The sequence below is a fragment of the Nocardia brasiliensis ATCC 700358 genome, assembly GCF_000250675.2.
GTDB lineage: Bacteria > Actinomycetota > Actinomycetes > Mycobacteriales > Mycobacteriaceae > Nocardia > Nocardia brasiliensis_B.
On record NC_018681.1, the window covers coordinates 883,108 to 905,645 of the forward strand.

Genomic DNA, 22,538 nt, shown 5'->3' on the forward strand with positions numbered 1-22,538 from the left:
GCATCCGTATCACTGCGGTGCCATCGGTTGACACTGACCGAATAGTCCCTAATTGCAACTGTCTTGCGACCTAATCACTATTCGATGACCGCTGTACCCAGCTTTAGGAGGGGCAATAATGGATCTTGCACCAGGGACTCATCACCCATTTCTCTTTCTATACGCCCCACGCCCTCAACGGCCGATAGTATCAAATCGTGTACACCACTCTCGTCTCGCGCATGTTCTTTAAGCCAATCGAATCCAGCATGCGCATATTGATCCAATAGGGCCAATCTTTCGGTCTTTTTCTCCTCCGAGAGGAGGTCCAGCTGAGAGTGAAGCATCTCCCTGGTCATGTCGTCGGCGTCAGCACTCGTCAATGAAACGGCACCGGCGATCTCGTCCGCTCCTTCCGCCCTAAGGAATACCCGATCTTGAATCTCAGTTGCATCCCTTCTGGATTTCGGCATCTCATCAAATGGGGTCCGGCGATTCATTGCGATAGCTAGCGATGCGGCAAAGACATACGCATCGCGCATATCGCTGAATGGGCCCGTTTTAGTTGCCGCGGCCACAGATTTGGCCTTACCTGTGGTTACCAAAATATCGAGAATATCCTTATGATCGGGATAAACGTACACGCTTGCCATCCGAAGAGTCCCCTCCTATCCGATCTTGTTTATTCGCGTCCTCGCGGGATCTACACCGTCGTCCTGAATTCCGTACAGGTGATCCTTTCCGCTCCAGGATACGGTTCGATTGTTGGTCACGTGCGACGTCAACTCCATGATGCTGACACATCCAATTTGCGAAGAAATCGATTCCCATGCTTCGACCGACTTAGCAGAGACGATTATGACGACTTGCGGCAGAAGTTTGGGCAGGGCTTTGACGACCTCGGCTTCATACTCGGTATCCAGCGCGCTGGTCGGGGAATCGAGAACCACCGGGAAACCGTTCTTCCGAGACGTTCTAACAACGCCAGCCCGTTGTAATTGCTGGTTGTTGCGCGCGATTTCTTCGTACTGTGGTGCAAGGCGCGCGATTGCGCCAAGGAAGGCAATCAGGAGTAATACCTTCTCAGACTGAGAGACGGGCATAGAGTTGCCCTTACCCGCTGCCCCCACGGCGATCCCAAAATCGTCACCAACGCGGATCTCGAACGGTTTAGCTATCAGGTCAGAGTATGTGTCATTGATCGCTTTTTGGAAGTCTTCACGGCCGAATTCATTTAATCCCGCACGAGCTTGCTCAAAGAACTGCTTCACCTCATTGAGGATCTCGATCGCCGAAGTTTTTCGTTTATGTCTGTCCGATTTTGATGACTTCTTTGTATAGTCTTCGAAATATCCTTTCGCAAGTTCTGCCTGTTCCTCAATCCTGGCAGCAACGCCTTTGCTCTCGGTTTCAAGAAGAACCACGGCCCGCTGTCGAGTGAGCGCAATCTCGATCGGGCTGCCGCCGTCCGAAGGTCTCGCAACATCTGTGGACTCCGAGAATTCTCTGAACTCCCGTGTTGCTTTTGTGAGCCGTCGATCTGCCACCTCAGTACACATGCGCAGCACGGACTGGATCATCCTCATGTCTGCATCGTGTTGTGGCCCGGGAACAACCAGGTCGGTTGCGAGTGCGCCAACCTGTTCGCGCAGGTTTGCGATCTCTCGAGAGCTCCGCTCCAAATATTGCCTAAGCATTGTCCTGGTTTCTAGACCCAAGACAGCGACCCGCGCCTCCGTCACATGGTTGAGCAACTGATGAACGCGATCCCGACCATGATCAGTAAGTTCTACCTGACACAAGCTACAATGTCCATCCACCAACGATTGATTCAATACGGACTCGTGTATCCTTGGTGGCATTAGACCAAACTTCTCTGCGACACCTAGTCGAGAGATCGCATGTTCTACTGCATATTGACTGAAGTAGAAATGTCCCTTTCGAGAAAGCTCCACATACAGGGCACTGGCCCGTCGAACGCTTTGCTCAGCCTGTCCTACTTGATCCTTGAGTCGGCTGAGTTCAAGTTCCCATTTCTTTATTTCATCCGGATTGTATTTTTCTGCCTCATGCTTGGCTTTGCTGGCCTGATCCCGTGCCTGAGCCAATATCGAGGGGAGTTGATCGCGGCGTTCCTCCAAGGCGCTGAGATCGGCTTGTGCCTGCTCCCAGTTCTTGCGCGCAGTCTCGACGGTGTTGTCTGTATAGTTCCTCGGTGGCTTCAGTGCGTCGCTGGTTATTGCCTGACGGAGGTCATCGACAGCCCGATCATAAATATCTCCCGCAAGGAGCGAGCGGATTGCCGTTCCAATGTCCAATGACGCGCCCTCACCGGGCCGTTCGCCTTCGAGGACACTGGCGCTGCCGAATGTCTCCGCAGGGAAAAAGAATAGATCTTTGAGAGGTTTGGGAAGAATACGGTAAAGATCGTCCTCGACTGTACGTTCACCGTTCTTTGTTACCGTCAGGCTGTAGTCGCCGGAAGCTTGACGATGAGCGTCGGTTTGTCGGCGTACACAGTATTCATCGCCTTCGTGTTTGAGAACAAGTTCAACCGATGTTTGAGCGGCTGCGTCGGCATTGACTGCTTCGAAGTTGACTAGACTTTCCGGCTGCTGGAAACCATCGGTGAATTCTCCGTACAGCACCCATGTGAACGCATTGAGTAAAGCGGTCTTTCCGGCACCGTTCGGACCTAGGATCAAGGTGACTGGCTTCTCGGAATCGACCGAGAAATCGATACGGTGATTTCCATGGAACGGTCGCCAGTTCCGAAGCACTAGCGAGGTGAACTGCACTGGGCTTCCTCCTTTGCCTTTGCGAGTTGCAAGGCTCGGTGGGCAAACTCATCGGGGAGGACGCTCCGGTCCTCTGAGAATCGCCGCTTGTGCTCGGCATCAATGACTAACGCTGCTAATTCCTTTGCTTCGGGGCTAAGTTCCGAAGCGATTTGTGACATGCGCTCCTCAAAGGCGCTCACTGGACCCACTCCTCCATTTCGCCGTCATCTGTGAGGTTCATCCATGTATAGTCGGTAGGGTGAAGACCATATTCATACGCCCAAGAGATCACGGCATATAGTACTTCTCGATTACGTGCAGCCTCGGCAAGTTCAGCTGCTCTGGAAAGCTCCGCCCCGATGAGTCGCTTTTCGGAGTCGGACAGTTCTCCGTCGGGGCGGGGTGGCATCACGATAAAATCGTAGATCATCGCGTGCGACTTCGGATTTTCAGGATCGCGGCGCAGGAGGCGCCCACGCCGCTGGACGAATTGACGAGGGTTTTGGGTTGACGCGGTGATAATCCCGATACGGGCGGACGGGATGTCAACTCCTTCATCGAGGCATTTCATGGCAAGCAGTGCCTGAACATCTCCGCTAGCGAGGCGAGATTGAAGTACTTCACGTCGGCCGCTATCGGTCTCGCCGTAATAGCGCTCGACTCGCATGCCGAATTCTTCCCGAAGCATCCTGTCCGTCTCATCGAGCTGAAAGAAGTCGGATTCTGGATCTCTACCCTCAGCTATGTAGATGATTTGGTGGGTTTGATCCTTGAGGCCACTGGCCATAAGTTCACGCAGGCAGCGTTGCTTATTGGTGGCATGTTGGATCAGTCGTGTCCTTGCCCGAATGTGCGCCTCGGCCGCCTGGTCGTCACCGCCAGTGAAAGCCGTCGCAATCTTTTGCGATATCAGTCGATACTTCTTGGTTTCCTCGTCGGTCAACTCAATCTGCGACGGCATGTAATCGTATGGAACTAGTGCCTTGTACTCATAGATAGCTTGCTTGATGTTGATCGAGATCACTGGATCGCCGAAATATTCTAGGAGAGCCTGGGTTCCATCTTCATCGCCGTGCCGCTTGGGAGTGGCAGAAAGTCCCAGAGCAAGTGTCGCATTCTTTGGTAGCGCGGCGAGGCGGGCTGGGGTTCCTAGCGAATGCATCTCGTCTCCGATAACTAGCAGGTGCCCACCGTGGCGGGCGAACTGACGCTGCAGAAAGTGATCAGACGCAGATCCGACGTACCCGTTCCGCGGTGTCAGACTGTCGGCGGTTGTGATGACCATTTCTGTCCGTCGGCCATGACGGGAGCGCGCCGCGGAAAATACCGACTTCAGGTGCTCCTCTTGCCCTCTATTGAGCGCTCCGTGACAGATAGCTGGCCGGAACCCAAATCTCTCCGCATCGTTACGCCACTGACTCACGAGATCAACTGAAGGAACAATCACTAGGATAAGCAGAGGTCGGTCTGACTCTGCGATGTGATTCGCAGCCTGAGTCGCCGCAGCCAGCGCTGTAACTGTCTTGCCTGTCCCAGTCGCCATTGCGAATGTACCACGCCCACCAGCCAGGAGCCAGTCATTGACTGCCTTCTTCTGATAGTCACGCAGCGGTAGATCCTCCGGCAAGGAGGGAACGAATGTGACGTCATCGAGCAGCGCCTCCGAAGAGAACAACACGTCCATGGCGTCTGTGCGTGCCTTGGTAACCGATGGTTCGCGTACCCCGAAAGTGGATCGCATCGGCTCTTCGATCCACTCATTTACTTTCCAAGTCACGATTCCATCGACCTGTTCGTTCCAAACCTGATCGAAGCGAGATCGTTCCTCGTCGGCGTATGCGAGTTGATCCTCGTTTGCCCAGCTTCGATGAAGGGGAAACGATTCCGAATGCACACGAGCGCCACCGATGGTTTCGTTTGGACTACCAGTGAAGGTCATCCAGTTGCCGTGATGGTCGGTGAAAACACCAATCTTTTCATGAAAAAGGCCGTACCCGCTCGCATGTTTTCGTAGAGCGATACGCACCTGAAGCCTGCTTTTGGCCACCATCCAGGTCAAGAGTTTGAGTCGGTCTTTCAGCACAGGGTTCGGAATTGGTTGCAAGATCGCTCGACGCAGATCCTCTCTAAGAACGTTCTTCAGATTCTCACCTTTGCCCATCGCTTCAAGTTCGTCGTCATTCAAGTGGGCCGGCGATGTTATTAGGCGCATCACTCCGTCATTAAGCACAAAGCGATCAATTGATGGTGCGATAGCAGCCAAAAGGCTCGCAGAAAAGAACCCGACGGCGCGGTCGTAGCTGCGCGAGCGCGCGAAGGCTGGTATGTAGAAGCTATTGATCAGATCGTCGGGAGGGGAATTGTACCGACGTTTCCAATTCGGGTCCCATGAAGGCAGGTTGTCGGCCACTATCTCCCCTTTAGAAGGTGGAGTAGTGGATCCGAAACGGACGTACGGTTTATCTCGTTACCACGAGGCTCGATGCGCTCGGACAGTTCCATTTCGACGCCCATTCCAGGCAGAGGAACATCTGCCCCGACAGGAACGGGTTGGTTGTCGACAAGTGTCATCAGCGCCGCAGCCAAGATATCAATGGCACTCTGACGACCGCATCCTCGCAGTGCCCATACTTCGCGTATTGACAATGCCGTCAGTCGATCGAGTCGGCTGAGGCCGTTCGCACGCAGGAGGTTTCGGGCGCGCTTAGTACGGCAGCGCGACTCGACATTGTGATCGGTGACCTTGACATCGCCAAGCAATACACAAAGGGGATCGTCTGAGTCGACGGATGCGAGGATCTCGGCCCAGGTCGAGGCTGTGCCCGAGCGCGCGGTCTCGACAGCTGCGCATATGTCCGTGATGGCCTGCTCGTACACTGCTTGCTCCCTCCCACTCTGCGACGTATGAATGTTAAACCCTGGCACCGACAGATTCCCAACAATCACGTTCCCGGCCAACCACTTGTCCTAGCTGAGACCTGCAGAAAGTGTGTAGATCTGGCCGCGTTGGACAACAACCAGACCCTCGCGCTGGAGGATGTCAACATGGCCGAGGCAGCCGCTGCACGAACTGTTGGTGTTCATGGTCTGTCGACCACCCAGTGCGTCACGATCCGGGGACGTAGCAGACACGCGCATTCTTAGCGGTCAGAGTAGGGGAGCCAGCCAGCCACGCACGATCGCATCGGACCGGCGTCGTCTCGCACATAGCCCTCGCTAAAGGGGCCGCACGGCAGTACCAGCGGAACGCTGTGATCTGGATAAGTTCCCCCACGCCATCGCTTCCGCGACGATGGGTCGCACCGGAAGGCGTTCATGAGTTGGTGGACAAGAGGACGCACAACCTCGTCGGGGACCGCTCGCGCCATAATGCCGCACCACATACCGCGCTGACTGAACCGGCCACCGCGGGTCGAGCGAAGATCAACCCGCGGTGGCCGATATAGCGGCCACTGGAACATCCACGGCGCTGTGCCGGAGGTTCGGACTGGCTGGCGAGCAACTTCGAAAAGTTGCTCTGAGGTGGGGTGCTAGTTGGCAGCAACCCCCTATGGTTCGAACCTGCGACACGCGACCTGGGGATTTGTGTCACCACTGATTTTCGACCAATTCAGAAACCGTGCCCGACCGGCGGGAATGACTGTCCCTGCTGTGCCCTCGGCAGGATTCGAACCTGCGACACCCGCTTTAGGAGAGCGGTGCTCTATCCCCTGAGCTACGAGGGCTGGCCGGGATGGCTCCCGGACGTTCGGGAGTCTACCGGGTGGGGGTGGGAGACGCCGCATCCGCTGGCGAGGGGGAACTGGGGGCGGCGTTGTGCGAGTGGGGTGCGCCACCAGTTCCACCTGATCATGAGGGTTTGACGCCGACGGCGATGATGTAGTCGGTCCACGGGCCCCAGAGGGTGAGGGCGGGGCGGCTGAAGGCTAGGCGGAGGGCGGGGTTGACGCGGCGCATGTCGGGGTCGCGGAGGCGTTTGGTGAGGTAGTCGGCGAGGGGGGTGTATACGTGGCGGCGGATGGAGTAGGTGACTACGTCGGTGAAGCCTGCGGCTTGCAGGGCGTGGTGGTAGCGGTGGATGTCGAAGACGTTGCCCAACGGTGGGTGGTCGCCGAGGTTCGGGAAAGCGGTGCGGGGGACGATGTCGGCGGTGACGAGTTTGCCGCCGGGGCGTAGGACGCGGTGGGCTTCGCCGAAGAACTTGGGGTAGGACGGGAAGTGGAAGGCCGATTCCAAGGCGGTGACTTTGGTGCAGGACTCGTTGTCGCGGGGGAGATCGATCGCGGAGCCGTATTCGTATCGAATGCGTTGGGTCAGGCCTAGTTCGGCGGCGCGTCTGGTCGCGATCTCGATCTGTTCGACGGCGATGTTCATGCCGATGATCTGTTGCGGCGCGAATTCCTGTGCCCACAGAAAGTCTTGGTCGCCGTAGCCGAAGCCGATATCGAGCTGGATGTCGTCGGGGCCGAGTTCGGCTTCGCGACCGACCAGGCGCGCCAGGTCGCGGCTCGCCTCGTCGAGGGTGGCCGGATTGTCGCGCCAATAGCCGAGATTGATGAACAGCGAGTCCTCGCCGAACAGGTTCTGCGGGCCGAGCACGTCGTACACCCGGCCCACCCGCTGGCCCGACGGTAGCAGCGGCACCTTCGCCCATTCGTAGCATTCGCGGGCCCAGCGCAACGATCGGGTCCCGAAGTCCTCGACGGGGATATCGGCGGTGGTCAGCGTCATGGAACCTCCCGACGTGCGGCCGGCAAGCACCGGCCGATCTCGATATCAACAGTCTGAGACAGTTGTCGGCAGGGCGTCAAGAGCAGACTGCGCAGTTCGACAGATCAGCCGAGCCAGCGCAGCGCGCGATCGAAGGCGGAGTCGAGATTCCGCGCGAACTCCTCGTCGGTGAAGACGGGCTCGCTCAGCTCGGGCGGGATGCCCGACCCGTCGAAGGTCTGTCCGTCCGAGGTCAGGAATTCTTCGTTGGGCAGGCCGAACCACCAATCCGCGTATCTTGTGCCGGGCAGTCTGCGCTGCATGACATCGGAGAAGACGCCCTGCGTCGGCTCGCCGATTCGCGTTGTGCGCGAAGGGCGTTCCAGCATCGCCTGGGTGAAGGTCTCGCCTGCGCTGATGGTGGAACCGCCGGTGAGTATGGCAATGGGACCGGTGAAAGCGTTGGGCGCCGGCTCGACGCGCAGTGGCTGCGGGTCGGTGTTGCGTGTCTTCTTCGCGTAGGCGAAGTATGGGCTATCGGTGAGGCGAGCGGCCAGTTGCAGGCCCAAACTGTCTGAGCCGCCGCCGTTGATGCGCAGGTCGAGGACCAGTCCGCGCAGTCGGCTCAGTCTGTCCGGTGTGAAGATCGCATCGAGGGCGTGGGCGAGCTCGGCACTGTCGGCGGCGAAGGTGCGTTCGGCCGTGTATCCGCTGAAGGCGGAAATTCGCAGGTAGCCGTGGTCTTGTCCGGGTATGTCGGCGTAACTGATGCGTCCGTTGGCGTATTCGGTCAGCCGGTGGTCGGCGAGGTCGCGCCGCTGGACGAGTTCCTTGACCTGCTGGTCGAATGACGGACCGGGCATCGTGGTGCCGGGCCGGGTGGTACCGAAGAATCCGAGGTTACCGGCGGAGACCGCCACGTGTGCGTCGTGCAGCGGCGCGATCATGTCGCGGAAGACGGTGAACAGTTCGGCGTCATCGCCCTGCCGTTCGGCGCGCACCGCGCGATCCCGGAACCGATCCCGGACCTGTTGCCAGTCAACGTCTTTCGCGGCGAAAAACGGGTAGTTCTCCTGGAACGTCTGCCAGAACACGTCGAAGGCGGGCGGTTGCTGCGGGTCGTTGCACAGCGTCGGCAGCACAGGTAGGCGGCGCAGCGTGCGGTCGCCGGGTGAACCGTCGATATGAAGGGCGGCTCGATCGGGCGAGCCTGCCGCGCGCACGGTGAGCACATCTTTGCCTGCGGTGACAAAGGTCGCGGGATCGTCCGTACGGGTGGCGGTCTCGTCTTTCAGACAGCTGAGCGAGGTCACCTGAAAGGTTTCGAGCACGTCGCCGTGGATCGAGAGTGTGGTGCCGTAGTCGGCGACCTGCCAGAAACCGGCTGGAAACTCGGTCGCGTCGTCCGGTCCGCATGCCGCGCTGATCGCGCCCGTTGCCACCAGCGCGGCCGTGACAGCCGCGGTTCGATTGCGCTGCATGGTCATTCGACCACGGTCCGGCATCGGACCGCTCGATCACAACCGTGCAGACAGGTGTCCCCGGGTGTAGCCAGCCCTACCGTCGCTCAGAACCCGCCGTCGAACCCGCCCCCATCGAACCCACCCCCATCGAATCCGCCGCCGTCGAAACCGCTCCCGTCGAATCCCCCTGTGTCACCACCATATTCGCCCCCCGAGTCATACCCGGCGTCTTCGAATCCGCCCGGACCGGCATCGAGCCCGCCGCCCGCCGCCAACCCGTCCTGATACCCGTCTCCGTATCCGCTCTCGAATCCCTGTGAGCCATAACCGATCCCGGACATCCCGGAGAACAGCGACGAGAACAGCAAGGCTGACCCGAGGCCCCACGCTCCGCCGATCAACGCGGGCTTCCACCACGGCTCGGAGTACCAGCCCGCGGGGACCGGCCGACCGGCGACGCGACCACCGGGGAAGTAGTTGGGCGTGGCCGCGGACGGATTCGGCGAGGCCGCGATCTCCCGGCCCTCGTGCTCGATGACCCGGTTCTCGCTGACCTTGCCCGCCGTGTCCTGTCCGTCGAGGGTGGGGATGGCGGGGCCGGGGTCCATGCCCATCGCGCTGCGCGCGGCCTGGGTGTAGTAGAGCCCTTCCAGCGCGGTCTGCTTGGCGAGCCGGGCCTGGGCCGGTGTACGGGCCTGGTCGAGTTGTGATCCGGCGGCGACGTGCCGCTCGGAGGCGTCGACGAGGGCCTGTTTGGCGGCGTCGTTGGTGCCGCTGAGGTTGTAGATCTGCCCGCCGAGCCGCTCGTTGACCTGGCGGGCGTCGGCCAGCGCGTCCGCGAGTTCGGTCGCCGCGCGCTGGGTGCGCTGCCGGGCCTGCACGAAGACGAGCGCGCCCACCGCCACGATGACCACGACGATCAGGAGCCATAACACGGTGCGCACCTCTTCTGTAGCCGGTCGGCGAATACCGTCCAGTTTACTGGGCGCTTGCTGAGACTCAGCTGAAAGCGGTGGCGGCTAGCGCACCGCCGCGGCCTGTGCCTCGTCGTAGTCGGCGGTGTCGAAAGTCCTTGTCTTCCAGCGGTACAGCACGGTGGCCCCGGGCCAGTTGTTGGTGATGCGGCCCGCCGCGTTGCGATACCAGCTGGAGCAGAAGTTCCACGGCGTATCTTTCAGCCGGCGCTGCAACCAGTCGTCCCAGGCCTGTTCGGTGCTCGCGCGGGCCGCGAGATACCGGCCCGGCCGGTCGGTGAGGTACTGCACCACCTGACGGATGTAGCGAGCCTGCGATTCCAGCATGTAGATGATCGAGCCGGAGCCGACATTGGTGTTCGGGCCGTACATCATGAACAGGTTCGGGAAATGCGGCACGGACAGGCCGAGGAAGGCGCGTGCGCCTGCGTCGCCCCAGACGTCGGCCAGCTTGCGACCGCCGACGCCGTAGATGTTCATCGGCGCCAGGAATTCGGTGCCTTTGAAACCCGTGCCGTAGACGATGACATCGACCTCGTGCTCGACGCCGTCGGCGGTCCGGATGCCGGTCGGCGTGATCGCCTCGATCGCGGTGGTCTCCACCGTGACGTTCAGCTCGGCCAATGCGGGAAAGTATTCGTTGGAGAACAGGCCGCGCTTGCACCCCGCCGCGTAGTCGGGTGTCAGTTTCGCGCGCAGCTCGGGGTCGGGGACCTGCCGTTCCCGGTGCCGATCGGCCAGCGCGATCACCGGTGTCTTCATGCCCGGGATGTCGGTCAACGCGAGGGCGAGCACCTCGAACAGCGACCAGATCGCGAACCGTTCGGCGAGCCGGGTCGGCGGCAGATACTTGAAAACCGCCTTGTGCGTATCGCTGTACTCGGTGTCGAACTTGGGCAGCACCCACGCCGCGGAACGCTGGAACAGCGTGAGGTGCGCGGCCGTGGGCTGGATGCGCGGAATGTATTGGATCGCACTGGCTCCCGTGCCGATGCAGGCAATGCGCTTGCCGGTCAGCTCCACGCTGTGGTCCCATTCCGCCGAATGGAACGCCGGTCCCGCGAAGGTGTCGATGCCCGGGATGTTCGGCATGGCGGGCCGGGAGAGCTGGCCGACGGCGGGCACGAAGACGTCGGCGCTGAACTCGGCGCCGTCGGCGGTGCTGATCTGCCACTGGCCGGTCGACTCGTCGAATTCGGCGTCGGTCACCTCGGTGCCGAATCGGATGAACCGGGTCAGTTCGTGCTCGTCCGCGACCGCGCGCATGTAGGCGTGGATATCGCGCTGCTCCGAAAAGCGGCGCGGCCAATCCGATTTCGGTGCGAACGACCACGAGTACAGCGGCGACGGCACGTCACACGCGGCGCCCGGATAGGTGTTCTCCCGCCAGACGCCGCCCAGATCCGTGGCCTTCTCCAGGATCGTGAAGCTGTCCACCCCGGCCCGCCGCAGCTCCAAAGCCAGGCCGAGCCCCGCGAACCCGGCCCCGATGATGATGATGGACGGCGTAGTCATACTCCGAGCGTATGACTCGAATGCCCAGTTCCGAAGACATCCGCGGTCAACGAATCAACATTTTCGGCCAGTTGGCCGCGGCTCAGTTGCCCGCGAGTTGGCGGGCGATGACCAGGCGCTGGATTTGGTTGGTGCCTTCGAAGATCTGCATGACCTTGGCTTCGCGCATGTAGCGCTCGACGGGGAAGTCCTGGGTGTAGCCGTAGCCGCCGAAGACCTGGACGGCGTCGGTGGTGACCTTCATGGCGGCGTCGGTGGCGACCAGCTTCGCGACGCTGGCCTGACGGGAGTAGGGGAGTCCGGCGTCGCGGCGGCGGGCCGCGTCGAGGTAGGTGGCGCGGGCCGAATCCACGGCTGCGGCCATATCGGCGAGCACGAAGCCCAGGCCCTGGTGGTCGATGATGTGGCGACCGAATGCTTCCCGCTCCTTGGCGTAGGCGACCGCTTCGTCGAGCGCGCGCTGCGCCAAACCGGTTGCGACGGCGGCGATGCCGAGCCGACCCGAATCCAGCGCGCTGAACGCGATCGAAAGTCCTTGTCCCTCTTCGCCGACCAGTCGTTCGGCAGGGAGGAATGCGTCGTCGTAGGCGGCGGTGGTCGTGGGCACGGCGCGCAGGCCCATCTTCTCTTCGGGTTTGCCGAAGCTCAGGCCCTCGGTGTCGCGCGGTACGAGGAAGCACGAGATGCCGCGTGATCCTTCGCCGGTCCGGGCGAAGAGTGTGTAGAAATCAGCCTTGCCGCCATTGGTGATCCAGGCTTTCGCGCCGTTGATCCGGTATCCGCCATCGACTTTCGTGGCCCGGCAGCGCAGCGCGGCCGCGTCGGAGCCCGCGTGCGGCTCGGAAAGGCTGTAGGCGCCGATGGTTTCGCCGGACAGCATGGTCGACAGCCAGCGCTGTTGCTGTTCCGCGGTGCCGAAGGTGAACAGGGGATGGCAGGACAGGCTGTGCACGCTCACCGCCACCGCGACCGCGGCCCAGCGCGCCGCGAGCTCCTCCAGCACCTGCAGATACACCTCGTAGGGCTGGGCGCCGCCACCGAACTCTTCCGGATACGGCAGACTGAGCAGACCGGCCGCGCCGAGCGCGGGGAAGACGCCGTCCGGAAACGTGCCCGTCTTCTCGCACTCGACCACCCGCGGCTCGAGCACCTTGTCGGCGATATCGCGGGTCAGCTCGAGCAGGTCCCGAGCCTCGGACGTCGGCAGCATTCGATCCACTGGCATGCCCCCTACGCTAACGCCAGATCGGCCGGAAGGAACTCGATGGTGCGCGGTATTCGTTGCGGCAGGCTGTCGGTCGTGCTGCTCGCCCTGCTCGCGCTGGGTCTGCAGTTCCTGATCGCCGCGGCGCCCGCCGCGCAGGCCGCGCCGTTTGAGCGGACCTTCACCAACGCGGCGGGTACGCGCGACTACTACCTACATGTGCCGCCGGGAGATACGGCGGGCAAGCCGTTGATGATCTACCTGCACGGCTGCACCGATCCGCAGAGTCAGCTGGCCGACACCGGCTTCTCGCTGACCCGGATGGCGGACGAGTTCGGTTTCGTGCTGGCCTATCCGATCCAGACCGCGGCAGCCAACGAACGGTACTGCTGGAACTGGTTCGACCCGGCGAATCAGTCACGCGGACAAGGAGAATCGTCGATCATCGCCGATCTCACCAACGCCTTGATCGCGGAGTTCGGGCTGGATCGCACACGGGTGTACGTCGGCGGGTATTCCGCGGGCGGCGCGATGTCCACGGTGCTGGCGGCCGGCTATCCGGACCTGTACGCGGCGATCGCGCCGATGGCGGGCGGCCCCTACGGAATTGACCTGAAGACGTTCGCCGCCGATCTGAGCGGTACATCGATCGTCGATGCGATGGGTGCCCGAGCCCGCCCGGTCCCGGGCTTCTTCCTCCAAGACCTGGCCGATCAGACCAGCCTGTATCCGATCGGGCGGGCCAATCTGACGCAATGGCTCGGCGCCTACGCGCGAGCGGGTGACGTGGCCGTACCCGCGGTGCCGAGTACGGTCACCGCGTCCGCCGATCCGGTACCGACCACCATCGAGCGCTACGCCGCGGGCGACTGTCTGCTCGCCGAATTCCGCACGCCGATCGGGCCGGATCACATCGGCGGAGGTTTGCTGATGCAGTCGGCCCGCGGTCTCGACCTGCAACGGCAGTTGATGAGTTTCCTGCTGGCACACCGGTTGGGCGCTCCGCGGCAGGCGTGCGGTTGAGCGAAATCGCAGGAAAACGGGCGTAGACGACCGGTCGGCCTGCGATGCACGTGCAGATGAGCGCACATTCCGGGGGTATGTACTGCCGTGCGCCACAGGCGTATTCGTGCAGGTCACAGGCTTTGTTGCGATGCCGTGAAAGGCGGCGCGCCGACCAGGATTGTCTCATTAGGGTGTTGATCGGCCGGTCGCCTGGCGCACTAGCGCCATAGCGACTAGACAGTTATCGGTTCGATAGGGGACGGACCGGCATGTCGGCGGCCACGCAGGGGGTGTCGCCGCCATTCCGGTCCGGTGGGCCTCGATGATGCCCTGTGGCCGTGCGGCATTCGCTTGGTCTATTATCTGCGTATGAATGCAGATAGCCAGGAACCGCGCCTGCGTCTCGCGGACGATCAGGTGGGCCTGGTTGTCGAGGTCTTCCGGATGCTGGCCGACGCCACCAGGGTTCGCGTGCTGTGGGCTCTCGTCGACCGTGAGCTGTCGGTCAACGACCTGGCCGACTACATCGGCAAACCCGCGCCGTCCGTCTCGCAGCATCTGACCAAGCTGCGGATGGCGCGCCTGGTCAGCACTCGCCGCGCCGGCACGACCATCTACTACAGCCTGGAGAACGAACACGTCCGGCAACTGGTGGTGGACGCGGTGCACAACGCCGAGCACGCGGGCCCGGGGATCCCGCCGCATCACCGCGGCGACGTCGTACGCGAGCTGCCGGAGACCGGAACCGAAGCGAAATAAGTTACCGAACAACAGATCTCGGAGCGTGACGCAGTGCATACCGCGAACCGGCACGGACTCGGTGACCAGCACCCACACCATCACCACGGCGAATCACGTACGCATACCGCCGCTTTCGGCCATCGGCATGATCGCGGCCCGCATTCGCACGAGCATCCGAAGGGGCTGCGCGGCGTACTGCGCGAGATCTTCGTGCCGCACAGTCACGATCCCGCCGACCGTGTCGACGATGCCCTGACCGCCAGTGCGGTGGGTATCCGAGCGGTGAAGATCAGCCTCGTGGTGCTCGGCGTGACGGCCGTGGCGCAGGTGCTCGTGGTGGCCGTGTCCGGCTCGGTTGCCTTGGCGGCCGACACGATTCACAACTTCTCCGACGCGTTGACCGCGGTCCCGCTCTGGATCGCCTTCGCGCTCGGGCGCCGCGCCGCGACCCGGCGCTACACCTACGGCTTCGGGCGCGCCGAGGATCTCGCGGGGCTGTTCGTCGTGGCGATGATCGCCCTGTCCGCGCTGATCGCGGGTTATCAAGCGGTGCGCAGGGTGCTCGAGCCGGTGCCGATCGGGCATCTCGGCTGGGTCGCCGCCGCGGGATTGATCGGCTTTCTCGGCAACGAGATCGTCGCGCTGTATCGCATCCGGGTCGGCCGGCGGATCGGCTCGGCCGCGCTGGTCGCCGACGGCTTGCACGCGCGTACCGACGGCTTCACCTCGCTGGCCGTGCTGCTCGGGGCCGGTGGCGTCGCGCTGGGGTTCCCGCTCGCCGACCCGATCATCGGTCTGCTCATCACGGTCGCAATCCTCGCGGTGCTGCGAACCGCGGCCAGGGACGTGCTGCATCGCCTGATGGACGCGGTCGAGCCGGGGCTGGTGACCGATGCCGAGCGGGCGCTCGCCGCCGAGCCGGCGGTGCAGGGTGTGCGCAGCGTGCGGATGCGCTGGATCGGCCACCGCTTGCACGCCGACGTCGAATTGGACGTCGCCCCGACCATCACCCTTGCCGAGGCCCATCGGGTCGCGCACGAGGCCGAGCACACCCTCACCCATGTCGTGCCCAAGCTCGACACCGCGCTCGTGCACGCCTATCCGGCGCACGCGAGCTGAGCGGTCCGTGGGCGTCAGCTCGGCGCGTCTCGGCTGACCTGCCGAAACTGAAGGCGGGTGCTGTCCGATTGGTCTCCCGAGTACATTCCCGATGAGCACTGCCCTCGGATGTTTACCGTTGGGTAGCATTCGCGATGTGATGCGGCTCATGGTCGGAATTAGGTGAACCATGCTGACGCGCGTCCGGAACCTCCCGAAGCTGCCTGACCTGCTCCATCGGAGCCGGATTCCGGACGAGCCGGAGTCGGTCGCCACCATCGGCGCGGAGGCGGATCCGGGTGATCTCGGGCTGCCTCCCGATTACGCGGAGCGCATCTGGCGGCGGATGCAGGTGGTCTACCGCAGCGGCGTGCATCCCGCCATTCAGGTCTGTGTGCGCCGGCACGGTGAGGTCGTTTTCGATCGGGCGCTCGGTCATGCGCACGGCAACGGACCCGAGGACGCACCGGAAGCACCTAAGGTGCTCGCGACACCCAGCACCCCGTTCGTCACCTACTCGGCCTCCAAGGGGGTCACCGCGTTCGTCGTGCATCTGCTCGTGGAACGCGGCCTGATCGACCTGCACGCCCCGGTCTGCGCCTACATTCCCGAATACGGCTGCCACGGTAAGGAATCCATCACCGTCGGGCAGGTACTCGCGCATCGTTCCGGGGTGGCGAACCTGCCCCGTGATGCGCTGACCGCCGCGGCTGTCGCGGATCGTGAACTGCTGGTACGGAATCTGTGCGCGGTCCGGCCTACCATGCCGCCCGGCCGGTTCCAGTCCTATCACGCACTGTCCGGCGGCTTCATTCTCGGCGAGGTGGTGCACCGCGTCACCGGCACCGATATCCGCACCGTGCTGGCGACGGAGATCTTGCGCCCGTTGTCCTTCCGCTGGACCAATTACGGTGTATCAGCGGCGGATTTCCCGCTGCTCGCGAAGAACTACCGGACCGGCTTGACGCCGCTGCCACCGTTGTCGTCGGCGCTGGAACGGTTGCTGGGCATGCCCTTCGCCGAGGCGGTCGAGATCGGGAACGACCCCGCCTATCTCGGTATCGTCGCGCCCTCGGCGAATATCGTCAGCACCGCCAACGAGCTCTCGCGCTTCTACGAGATCTTCCGGCGCGGCGGCGAACTCGACGGCGTTCGCGTGCTGCGGCCGGAAACGATTGCGGCGGCGCTGGTTCCGCAGTCGCGAATCGAACCCGATCTCTCGCTCGGGATGAACTTCGGCTTCGGGTACGGCCCGATGCTCGGCGGCCGGGTGGTGAGCCTGTACGGCCCCGACACCCGGCGCGCCTTCGGGCATCTCGGTTTCACCAACAACGCCGCCTGGGCCGACCCGGAACGCGCGCTCTCGTGTGCCGTGCTCACCAGCGGCAAACCGATTCTGTACCCGGAACTGGTGCGCTGGGTCGGGCTGCTCTACGGCATCACATCGGAGACTCCGAAGGTGCCCGCAACAGACTTGGCTTTCTGAGTGGAAGTCACTGAAGAAAAAGGAGTTCCGATGTTGAGCACTATGCAGGACGAGCCTTTGTCGCTGGCGACGTTGCTGCGCTACGCATCGACGTTTGTCGGCGATTCGACCGTGTCCACCTGGACCGGTACGGGCGTGCGCACCATGACCTATCGCGAACTCGGCGCGGAAGCGGCGCGGCTGGCGAACGCCTTGCGCGGGCTGGGCATCGGCGTCGGCGATCGAGTCGGCACCTTCATGTGGAACAACAACGAGCACATGGTCGCCTACATCGCGGCGCCCGCGATGGGTGCTGTGCTGCACGCGCTGAATATCCGGTTGTTCCCCGATCAGCTCGTCTTCGTGGCCAATCACGCCGAGGACCAGGTGGTGCTCGTCGACGGCACCCTGGTGCCGATGTTCGCCCAGTATCTGCCGAACCTGAAGACGGTGCGCCACGTCATCGTGGTGAACGGCGACGCGTCGACGCTGGCCGCCCCCGACGGCGTGCAGGTGCACTCCTACACCGAACTTCTTGCCGGACAACCGGATACCTACGACTTCCCGGTGATCGACGAACGCTCCGCCGCCGCGATGTGTTACACCTCGGGCACCACCGGCGACCCGAAAGGCGTGGTCTACTCCCATCGTTCCAACTGGCTGCACGCCATGCAGGTGTGCTCGCCCAGCGGCATGGGCTTCTCCGGCAACGACACGGTGCTGGCCATCGTGCCGCTGTTCCACGCCAACGCCTGGGGCATCCCCTACGCGGCGCTGATGTCGGGTGCGAATGTGCTGATGCCCGACCGCTTCCTGCAGCCGGGTCCGCTGCTGGAGATGATGGCCGACCAGCGCCCGACCTTCGCCGCCGCGGTGCCGACGATCTGGGGCGGCGTGCTGGCCGGCCTCGCCGCGCACCCGCAGGACATCACGCATCTGCGGACCGCCGTGGTCGGCGGCTCGGCCGTGCCGCCGTCGATGATGCGCGCGTTCGAGGAGAAGCACGGCGTGAAGATCCTGCACGCCTGGGGCATGACCGAGACCTCACCGCTCGGCAGCGTGGCGCACCCGCCGACCGGCGCGACCGGTGACGAGGCATGGGAGTACCGCTACACCCAGGGCCGGTTCCCGGCCAGTGTGCAGGCCAGGCTGGTCGGTGACGACGGCACGGTGCTGCCCAACGACGGAGTGGCGCTGGGCGAGTTGGAGGTTCGCGGGCCGTGGATCACCGGCTCGTACTACGCACCGGACGGCGCGGTGGTCGACCCGGACAAGTTCGACGACGGCTGGCTGCGCACCGGCGACGTCGGCCGGATCGGCCCGGACGGCTATCTCACCCTGGTCGACCGGTCCAAGGATGTGATCAAGTCGGGCGGCGAATGGATTTCGTCGGTCGATCTGGAGAACGCCGTGATGGGTCATCCCGCCGTCGCCGAGGCAGCGGTGATCGGCGTGCCGGACGAGAAGTGGGACGAGCGGCCCCTGGTCGCGATCGTGCTGGCCGAGGGTGCGGAGGCCAAGCCCGACGAACTGCGCGACTTCCTGTCCGGCAAGTTCGCGAAATGGCAACTGCCGGAACGGTGGACGTTCATCGCCGAGGTGCCCAAGACCAGCGTCGGTAAGTTCGACAAGAAGCGCCTGCGCGCACAGTACGCCGACGGCGACCTGACGGTCACCACCCTGTCCTGAACGCCGCAGCAGCCCGGTGCGGCGAAATCGCCTGCCGCGCCGGGCTGTTGTGCGGACGGATCAGCAGTTACGCAGTTCCGGGCTCTGATTGAGCAGCTGGGCCCTGGTGCCGATGAACGTGCTGTAGGTCTCGCCGCCGACCGCGGCGATCGGGAAAGCCGCCACCCGGTGGCAGTTCTGGAAGGCCAGCTTCACCCCGAAGTGCCGTTCCAGCCCGCCGCGGATCGCGTCGGAGGCCATGGCGCGCAGCAGCTGGCCCCGGGCCACCTCGTCCGGTGGCGGCACCACGTTGTCGGCGTATTCGGCTGTGCCGGAGTGCAGTTCACCGGCGACCCGGCTGACGACTTCCCAGGCGTAGGGCAGCGAGTTGCGGACACATTCGACGAAATCGGCGTCGTCGACTTCGCCGCGTTCGGCGCGTTCGAGCAGTGCGGTGGGGACATCGAGGGACATAGCGCTCTCCTCCGAGGGTGGATGGCTGATGCGATGCGTCTCGATTCTAATCGAAAGTCGTTGTCAACAATCCTGGATTCGCCGCGAAAGTGCTGCATTCAGTGCGGTTTTCGTCTCGGCGGCCAGGGTGCGGACCAGTTCGCCGGCCGGTAGCTCGGGGGCCAGGGTATGGGTCTGCCCCGCCCACAGGTTCACCTTGTCCGGGTTGCCCGCCGACCGCGCCGCCGCGCGCAAAGGCGCCGTGGCGTAATGGATCTCCGGGTAGGCCACCGGCGCGGTCGCGGTGTGCTCTGCCATGAACTCGTTGCGCAGGCCACGTGCCCGGCGGCCGGTGAAGGCGCGGGTGAGCATGGTCGGCGTCGACGCCGTCAGCGCGGCGCGGTGCACCGGATTGGTGCCCGCCTCCGGGCAGCGCAGGAACACCGTGCCCAGCTGCGCGGCGGCCGCGCCCGCGGCGAGTGCTGCGGCGATGCCCGCCCCGGTGCTCAGGCCGCCGGTGGCCACGATCGGGCGGTCGGTCGCCGCGCGCAGCAATTGCAGCAGCGCGATCAGGCCGAGCGGATCGGTGGCGTCGTCGGCGACCCGGTCGACGAAGGTGGCTCGATGCCCGCCCGCCTCCGCGCCCTGCGCGACGAGCACGTCCGCGCCGCGCTCGACGGCGATCGCGGCCTCCGCGGGCGAGGTCACGGTCACCCAGACCTCCGAGCCCGCGTCGTGCAGCCGGGCGATCTCCGCGGCGGTGGGGCAGCCGAAGGTGCAGGAGACGGCGGCGACCGGGTCGGCGACGAGCAGGTCGAGTTTGGCGTCCCAGTCGTCGGTGTCGTACTTGGCGGTCCCGACCTCGTTGTCGCGGGCGAGCTCGGTGAGATAGTCGGCGAACTCGGCGGCGGGGGTCGCGGGGCCCGGCACGAAGAGATTCACGCCGAAGGGGGCGTCGGTAGCGGAGCGGGTCGCGGCGATCCGGGCGGCGGTATCGGCCGCGCTGAGATAACCGGCGGCCAGGAAGCCGAAGCCGCCGGCCCGGGTGACGGCGGCGGTCAGCTCGGGCGTCGAGGGGCCGCCGGCCATCGGAGCGAGCACGATCGGGATGGTCAAGTCATCGATGATCACGGCTTCCAGTGTTGCTTACTGGACGTCCGACCCGTTGTTTACCTGCGTCTTTTGCGCAGAAGGTTGCGGAATGGTCACGCCGGGGTAGAGTTCCCGTCACAACGGATGCCAAACCGTTACATCGCAAGCTTCACCGGATCGTTACCGAACCGGCGGCCCCCGCGACCGGCCCGGCTCCGCTGAACCACTGTTCTTCGGACGCAAGGACGCAGCTGTGTCGCACCACCGGGTAGGCCCCAGTTCCATTACCGTCATGAGCCTCATCGGCGATGATATTTCGGGTCGGCCGACGCGGCATCGCGCCGAGTCGACCGCGGCCGATCGCGTGAAGGTCGCCGCCGGTGTCGCGGTCGCCGCGGGCGCCCTGATCGGCACCGTGAGCCAGGTCGCCCCCGCGGTCGCCAGCCCGCTGCTCCCCGGCGCGCACGACGGTGACGAGGCAGACGCCCCCATCGTGGTGAAGGGCACCGGCATCCTGCCGATCGCACAGGCCAAGGCCGCCGCTCCGGCGCCCGAGGCGCCCGCTCCCGAGGTGCCGGTCGCCAGTCAGGTCGCCGCGCCCATCGCCGCCGCTCCGTTCGGCCTGCAGAATCTGCCGCCGGAGGTGGCCGGTCCGCTGGCCCAGGCCGAGCAGATCCTCAAGGGTGTGCAGCAGCAGGTCGCGCCCGCCCCGCAGGTCGCGGTCCGGCCGGTCGCCGGCGCGATCAGCTCCGGATTCGGTAGCCGCTGGGGCGAATTCCACTACGGTCTCGATTTCGCCGACAATCTCGGCGCACCGATCCACTCGGTCAGCAACGGCACCGTGATCGAGGCGGGCCCCGCGTCCGGTTTCGGTCTGTGGGTGCGCGTGCTGCAGGACGACGGCACCACCGCGGTGTACGGCCACGTGAACGAGATGCTCGTGCAGGAGGGCCAGCGGGTCAATGCCGGTGACGTGATCGCCACCGTCGGCAATCGCGGCCAGTCCACCGGACCGCATCTGCACCTGGAGATCTGGGACCGGGGCGGCAGCAAGATCGACCCGATGCCGTATCTCGCGGCCAAGGGCGTGCCGCTGCAGTGGGGACCTTCGGCCCACTGATTCCACTGTCCGGCTTGATATTCCAGCGCTCCCGCCGGCCATTGCCGGGCAGGGTTCCCCACGAGACCCAATCGGTCATTAGGCTCGATTCGTGAGCGAGGGAGCGTGGAGTGCAGCACGTCCGGTCACGGCGGCGCCGAGTGTGCGCGAGGTGCGGCCGTGAGTGATTTGGGCGACATCTTCGAGCCGGGATCGCCGCACGGCCGCACCTACGCCGTGCTGGTGCATCATCCGCGGTCGAACCTCGCCGATATCGCGCAGTATCTGGGCGTTTCGGAGGACTCCGCCGCGGCCTCGCTGGACGTGCTGTGCGAGCTGCGCGCCGCCGTGCGGGTGCCAGCGGCCGATGGCGAACCGGTGGTCTGGGACGCCCACGCCCCGGAATCGTTGTCGGAGGCCGAAGCTCGGCGCAGGCAGCAGCAGATCAACCAGATGCACACGGCCGCAGCGCGGCTCAGCGAGACGTTCCGTTCGGTGCGGCGCTCGCCGCGCAGCAACGGCGCGGTGGTGCCGGTGTTCGAACGGCTGGAAATGCTGGCCGATTTCGAGGAGATGCAGACCAGCGCGCGCACCTGCGTCAAGGTCGTCGAGCGCGGGCCCTATCTCAGCGATCTCGACCGTGAGCGACAGTTGTTCCAGCTCAAGCGCAGTCGGCTCGGCGAAGGCATCCGCTACCAAACGCTCTACCAGGACACCATCTATCAGGATCCGGAGCGGCTGCGGCACGCGCTGTCCACCAATGCCAGTGGGGCACAGGCGCGGACGTTGCCCGAGCCGCCGTTCAAACTCATCATCAGTGACGACGAACGCGCTAGCCTGGTGCTGCACGTCGACGAACGTCGCCCGGACCCCATGGGCTTGCGGATCACCGGCTCACCCGCGCTGGACCTGCTGATCAAAACGTTCGATGTGTTGTGGTCCCTGGCCGCCCCGATATCGGTGAACCCGACGGCGGAGGCCCTCGACGAACGCGACCGCGCGATCCTGACCCTGATGGGTCTCGGTGCGACCGACGACACCATCGCCCGCAGGCTCGGCATGTCGCGGCGTACTGTGGTCCGCCGGACCGCGCGACTGCTGGAGCGGCTCGGCGCGAGTACCCGATTCCAGGCCGGGGTGCAGGCGACCCGGCGGGGTTGGCTGTGAACTAGTTCACCGATCCGGGTACTCCTGCAACAAGACCGGTCGGATACCGATATAACTCCTGGCATCTGGCAAGACAGCGCTTCCAGGGGCGCGCGGACCGCTGCCAGGCGGGCCGTATCAATCCA

The 22,538-nt window shown here is 64.0% G+C and carries 18 protein-coding genes and 1 tRNA gene; 7 read left to right on the plus strand and 12 right to left on the minus strand.

The genetic code is table 11. From position 1 onward, the window contains the following. Positions 1-77: 77 nt before the first annotated feature. The 10 genes from O3I_RS04045 to O3I_RS04090 all read right to left on the minus strand — a co-directional run bounded on the left by O3I_RS04045 (position 78) and on the right by O3I_RS04090 (position 12,646). Complete coding sequence (locus O3I_RS04045; RefSeq protein WP_167829099.1) at positions 78-632, minus strand: hypothetical protein; 555 nt, start codon at positions 630-632, stop codon at positions 78-80. Between the two features lie 15 nt (positions 633-647). Further along, positions 648-2,777, minus strand: coding sequence for an AAA family ATPase (locus tag O3I_RS43530; RefSeq protein WP_081593889.1), 2,130 nt, complete (start codon positions 2,775-2,777; stop codon positions 648-650). Positions 2,778-2,955: 178 nt separating this feature from the next. Further along, on the minus strand, positions 2,956-5,169 hold the full coding sequence (locus O3I_RS43535) for a DEAD/DEAH box helicase family protein (protein WP_141691821.1): 2,214 nt from the start codon (positions 5,167-5,169) through the stop codon (positions 2,956-2,958). Then, on the minus strand, positions 5,169-5,636 hold the full coding sequence (locus O3I_RS44680) for a hypothetical protein (protein ID WP_141691822.1): 468 nt from the start codon (positions 5,634-5,636) through the stop codon (positions 5,169-5,171). Before O3I_RS44680 ends, O3I_RS43535 begins: the two co-directional genes overlap by 1 nt. 775 nt (positions 5,637-6,411) lie before the next feature. Beyond that, positions 6,412-6,484: transfer RNA gene (locus tag O3I_RS04065), tRNA-Arg, on the minus strand. Positions 6,485-6,608: 124 nt separating this feature from the next. Further along, entirely contained in the window at positions 6,609-7,490 is an 882-nt protein-coding gene (locus tag O3I_RS04070; RefSeq protein WP_014981624.1) for an SAM-dependent methyltransferase, read from the minus strand. Between the two features lie 104 nt (positions 7,491-7,594). Then, on the minus strand, positions 7,595-8,956 hold the full coding sequence (locus O3I_RS04075) for a S41 family peptidase (RefSeq protein ID WP_014981625.1): 1,362 nt from the start codon (positions 8,954-8,956) through the stop codon (positions 7,595-7,597). 80 nt (positions 8,957-9,036) lie between these two features. Then, positions 9,037-9,876 (minus strand): hypothetical protein, encoded by an 840-nt coding sequence (locus O3I_RS04080; protein WP_014981626.1) that lies wholly within the window; start codon positions 9,874-9,876, stop codon positions 9,037-9,039. A 75-nt stretch (positions 9,877-9,951) separates the two neighbouring features. Then, a complete protein-coding gene (locus O3I_RS04085; protein WP_014981627.1) occupies positions 9,952-11,421 on the minus strand; it encodes a flavin-containing monooxygenase in 1,470 nt (489 codons plus the stop codon). 82 nt (positions 11,422-11,503) lie between these two features. Next, complete coding sequence (locus tag O3I_RS04090; protein WP_014981628.1) at positions 11,504-12,646, minus strand: acyl-CoA dehydrogenase family protein; 1,143 nt, start codon at positions 12,644-12,646, stop codon at positions 11,504-11,506. 39 nt (positions 12,647-12,685) lie between these two features. On the opposite strand from O3I_RS04090, the gene O3I_RS42370 reads away from it, so the two are divergent. The 5 genes from O3I_RS42370 to O3I_RS04115 all read left to right on the plus strand — a co-directional run bounded on the left by O3I_RS42370 (position 12,686) and on the right by O3I_RS04115 (position 18,623). Beyond that, positions 12,686-13,648 (plus strand): extracellular catalytic domain type 1 short-chain-length polyhydroxyalkanoate depolymerase, encoded by a 963-nt coding sequence (locus tag O3I_RS42370; RefSeq protein ID WP_014981629.1) that lies wholly within the window; start codon positions 12,686-12,688, stop codon positions 13,646-13,648. A 351-nt stretch (positions 13,649-13,999) separates the two neighbouring features. Then, complete coding sequence (locus O3I_RS04100; protein ID WP_041563370.1) at positions 14,000-14,389, plus strand: ArsR/SmtB family transcription factor; 390 nt, start codon at positions 14,000-14,002, stop codon at positions 14,387-14,389. A 33-nt stretch (positions 14,390-14,422) separates the two neighbouring features. Beyond that, on the plus strand, positions 14,423-15,490 hold the full coding sequence (locus O3I_RS04105) for a cation diffusion facilitator family transporter (RefSeq protein WP_014981631.1): 1,068 nt from the start codon (positions 14,423-14,425) through the stop codon (positions 15,488-15,490). 169 nt (positions 15,491-15,659) lie between these two features. After that, positions 15,660-16,955 (plus strand): serine hydrolase domain-containing protein, encoded by a 1,296-nt coding sequence (locus O3I_RS04110; protein WP_014981632.1) that lies wholly within the window; start codon positions 15,660-15,662, stop codon positions 16,953-16,955. Between the two features lie 30 nt (positions 16,956-16,985). Further along, positions 16,986-18,623, plus strand: a complete 1,638-nt coding sequence (locus O3I_RS04115) for a long-chain fatty acid--CoA ligase (protein WP_014981633.1) — start codon at positions 16,986-16,988, stop codon at positions 18,621-18,623. A gap of 60 nt (positions 18,624-18,683) precedes the next feature. Here the strand turns inward: O3I_RS04115 and O3I_RS04120 are convergent, their stop codons facing one another. Both O3I_RS04120 and O3I_RS04125 read right to left on the minus strand, forming a co-directional pair. Beyond that, positions 18,684-19,076 carry an SCO5389 family protein gene (locus O3I_RS04120; protein ID WP_014981634.1) on the minus strand — a complete coding sequence of 131 codons (393 nt, stop codon included), beginning with the start codon at positions 19,074-19,076 and terminating at the stop codon, positions 18,684-18,686. A gap of 63 nt (positions 19,077-19,139) precedes the next feature. Then, the gene (locus tag O3I_RS04125) at positions 19,140-20,186 is read right to left on the minus strand and encodes a nitronate monooxygenase (protein ID WP_014981635.1); all 1,047 of its coding nucleotides are present in this window, start codon (positions 20,184-20,186) and stop codon (positions 19,140-19,142) included. Positions 20,187-20,439: 253 nt separating this feature from the next. Between O3I_RS04125 and O3I_RS04130 the strand changes: the two genes are divergently transcribed. Both O3I_RS04130 and O3I_RS04135 read left to right on the plus strand, forming a co-directional pair. Then, complete coding sequence (locus O3I_RS04130; RefSeq protein WP_014981636.1) at positions 20,440-21,267, plus strand: M23 family metallopeptidase; 828 nt, start codon at positions 20,440-20,442, stop codon at positions 21,265-21,267. A 159-nt stretch (positions 21,268-21,426) separates the two neighbouring features. Next, positions 21,427-22,413 (plus strand): LuxR C-terminal-related transcriptional regulator, encoded by a 987-nt coding sequence (locus tag O3I_RS04135; RefSeq protein ID WP_014981637.1) that lies wholly within the window; start codon positions 21,427-21,429, stop codon positions 22,411-22,413. The last annotated feature ends 125 nt before the right edge of the window (positions 22,414-22,538 follow it).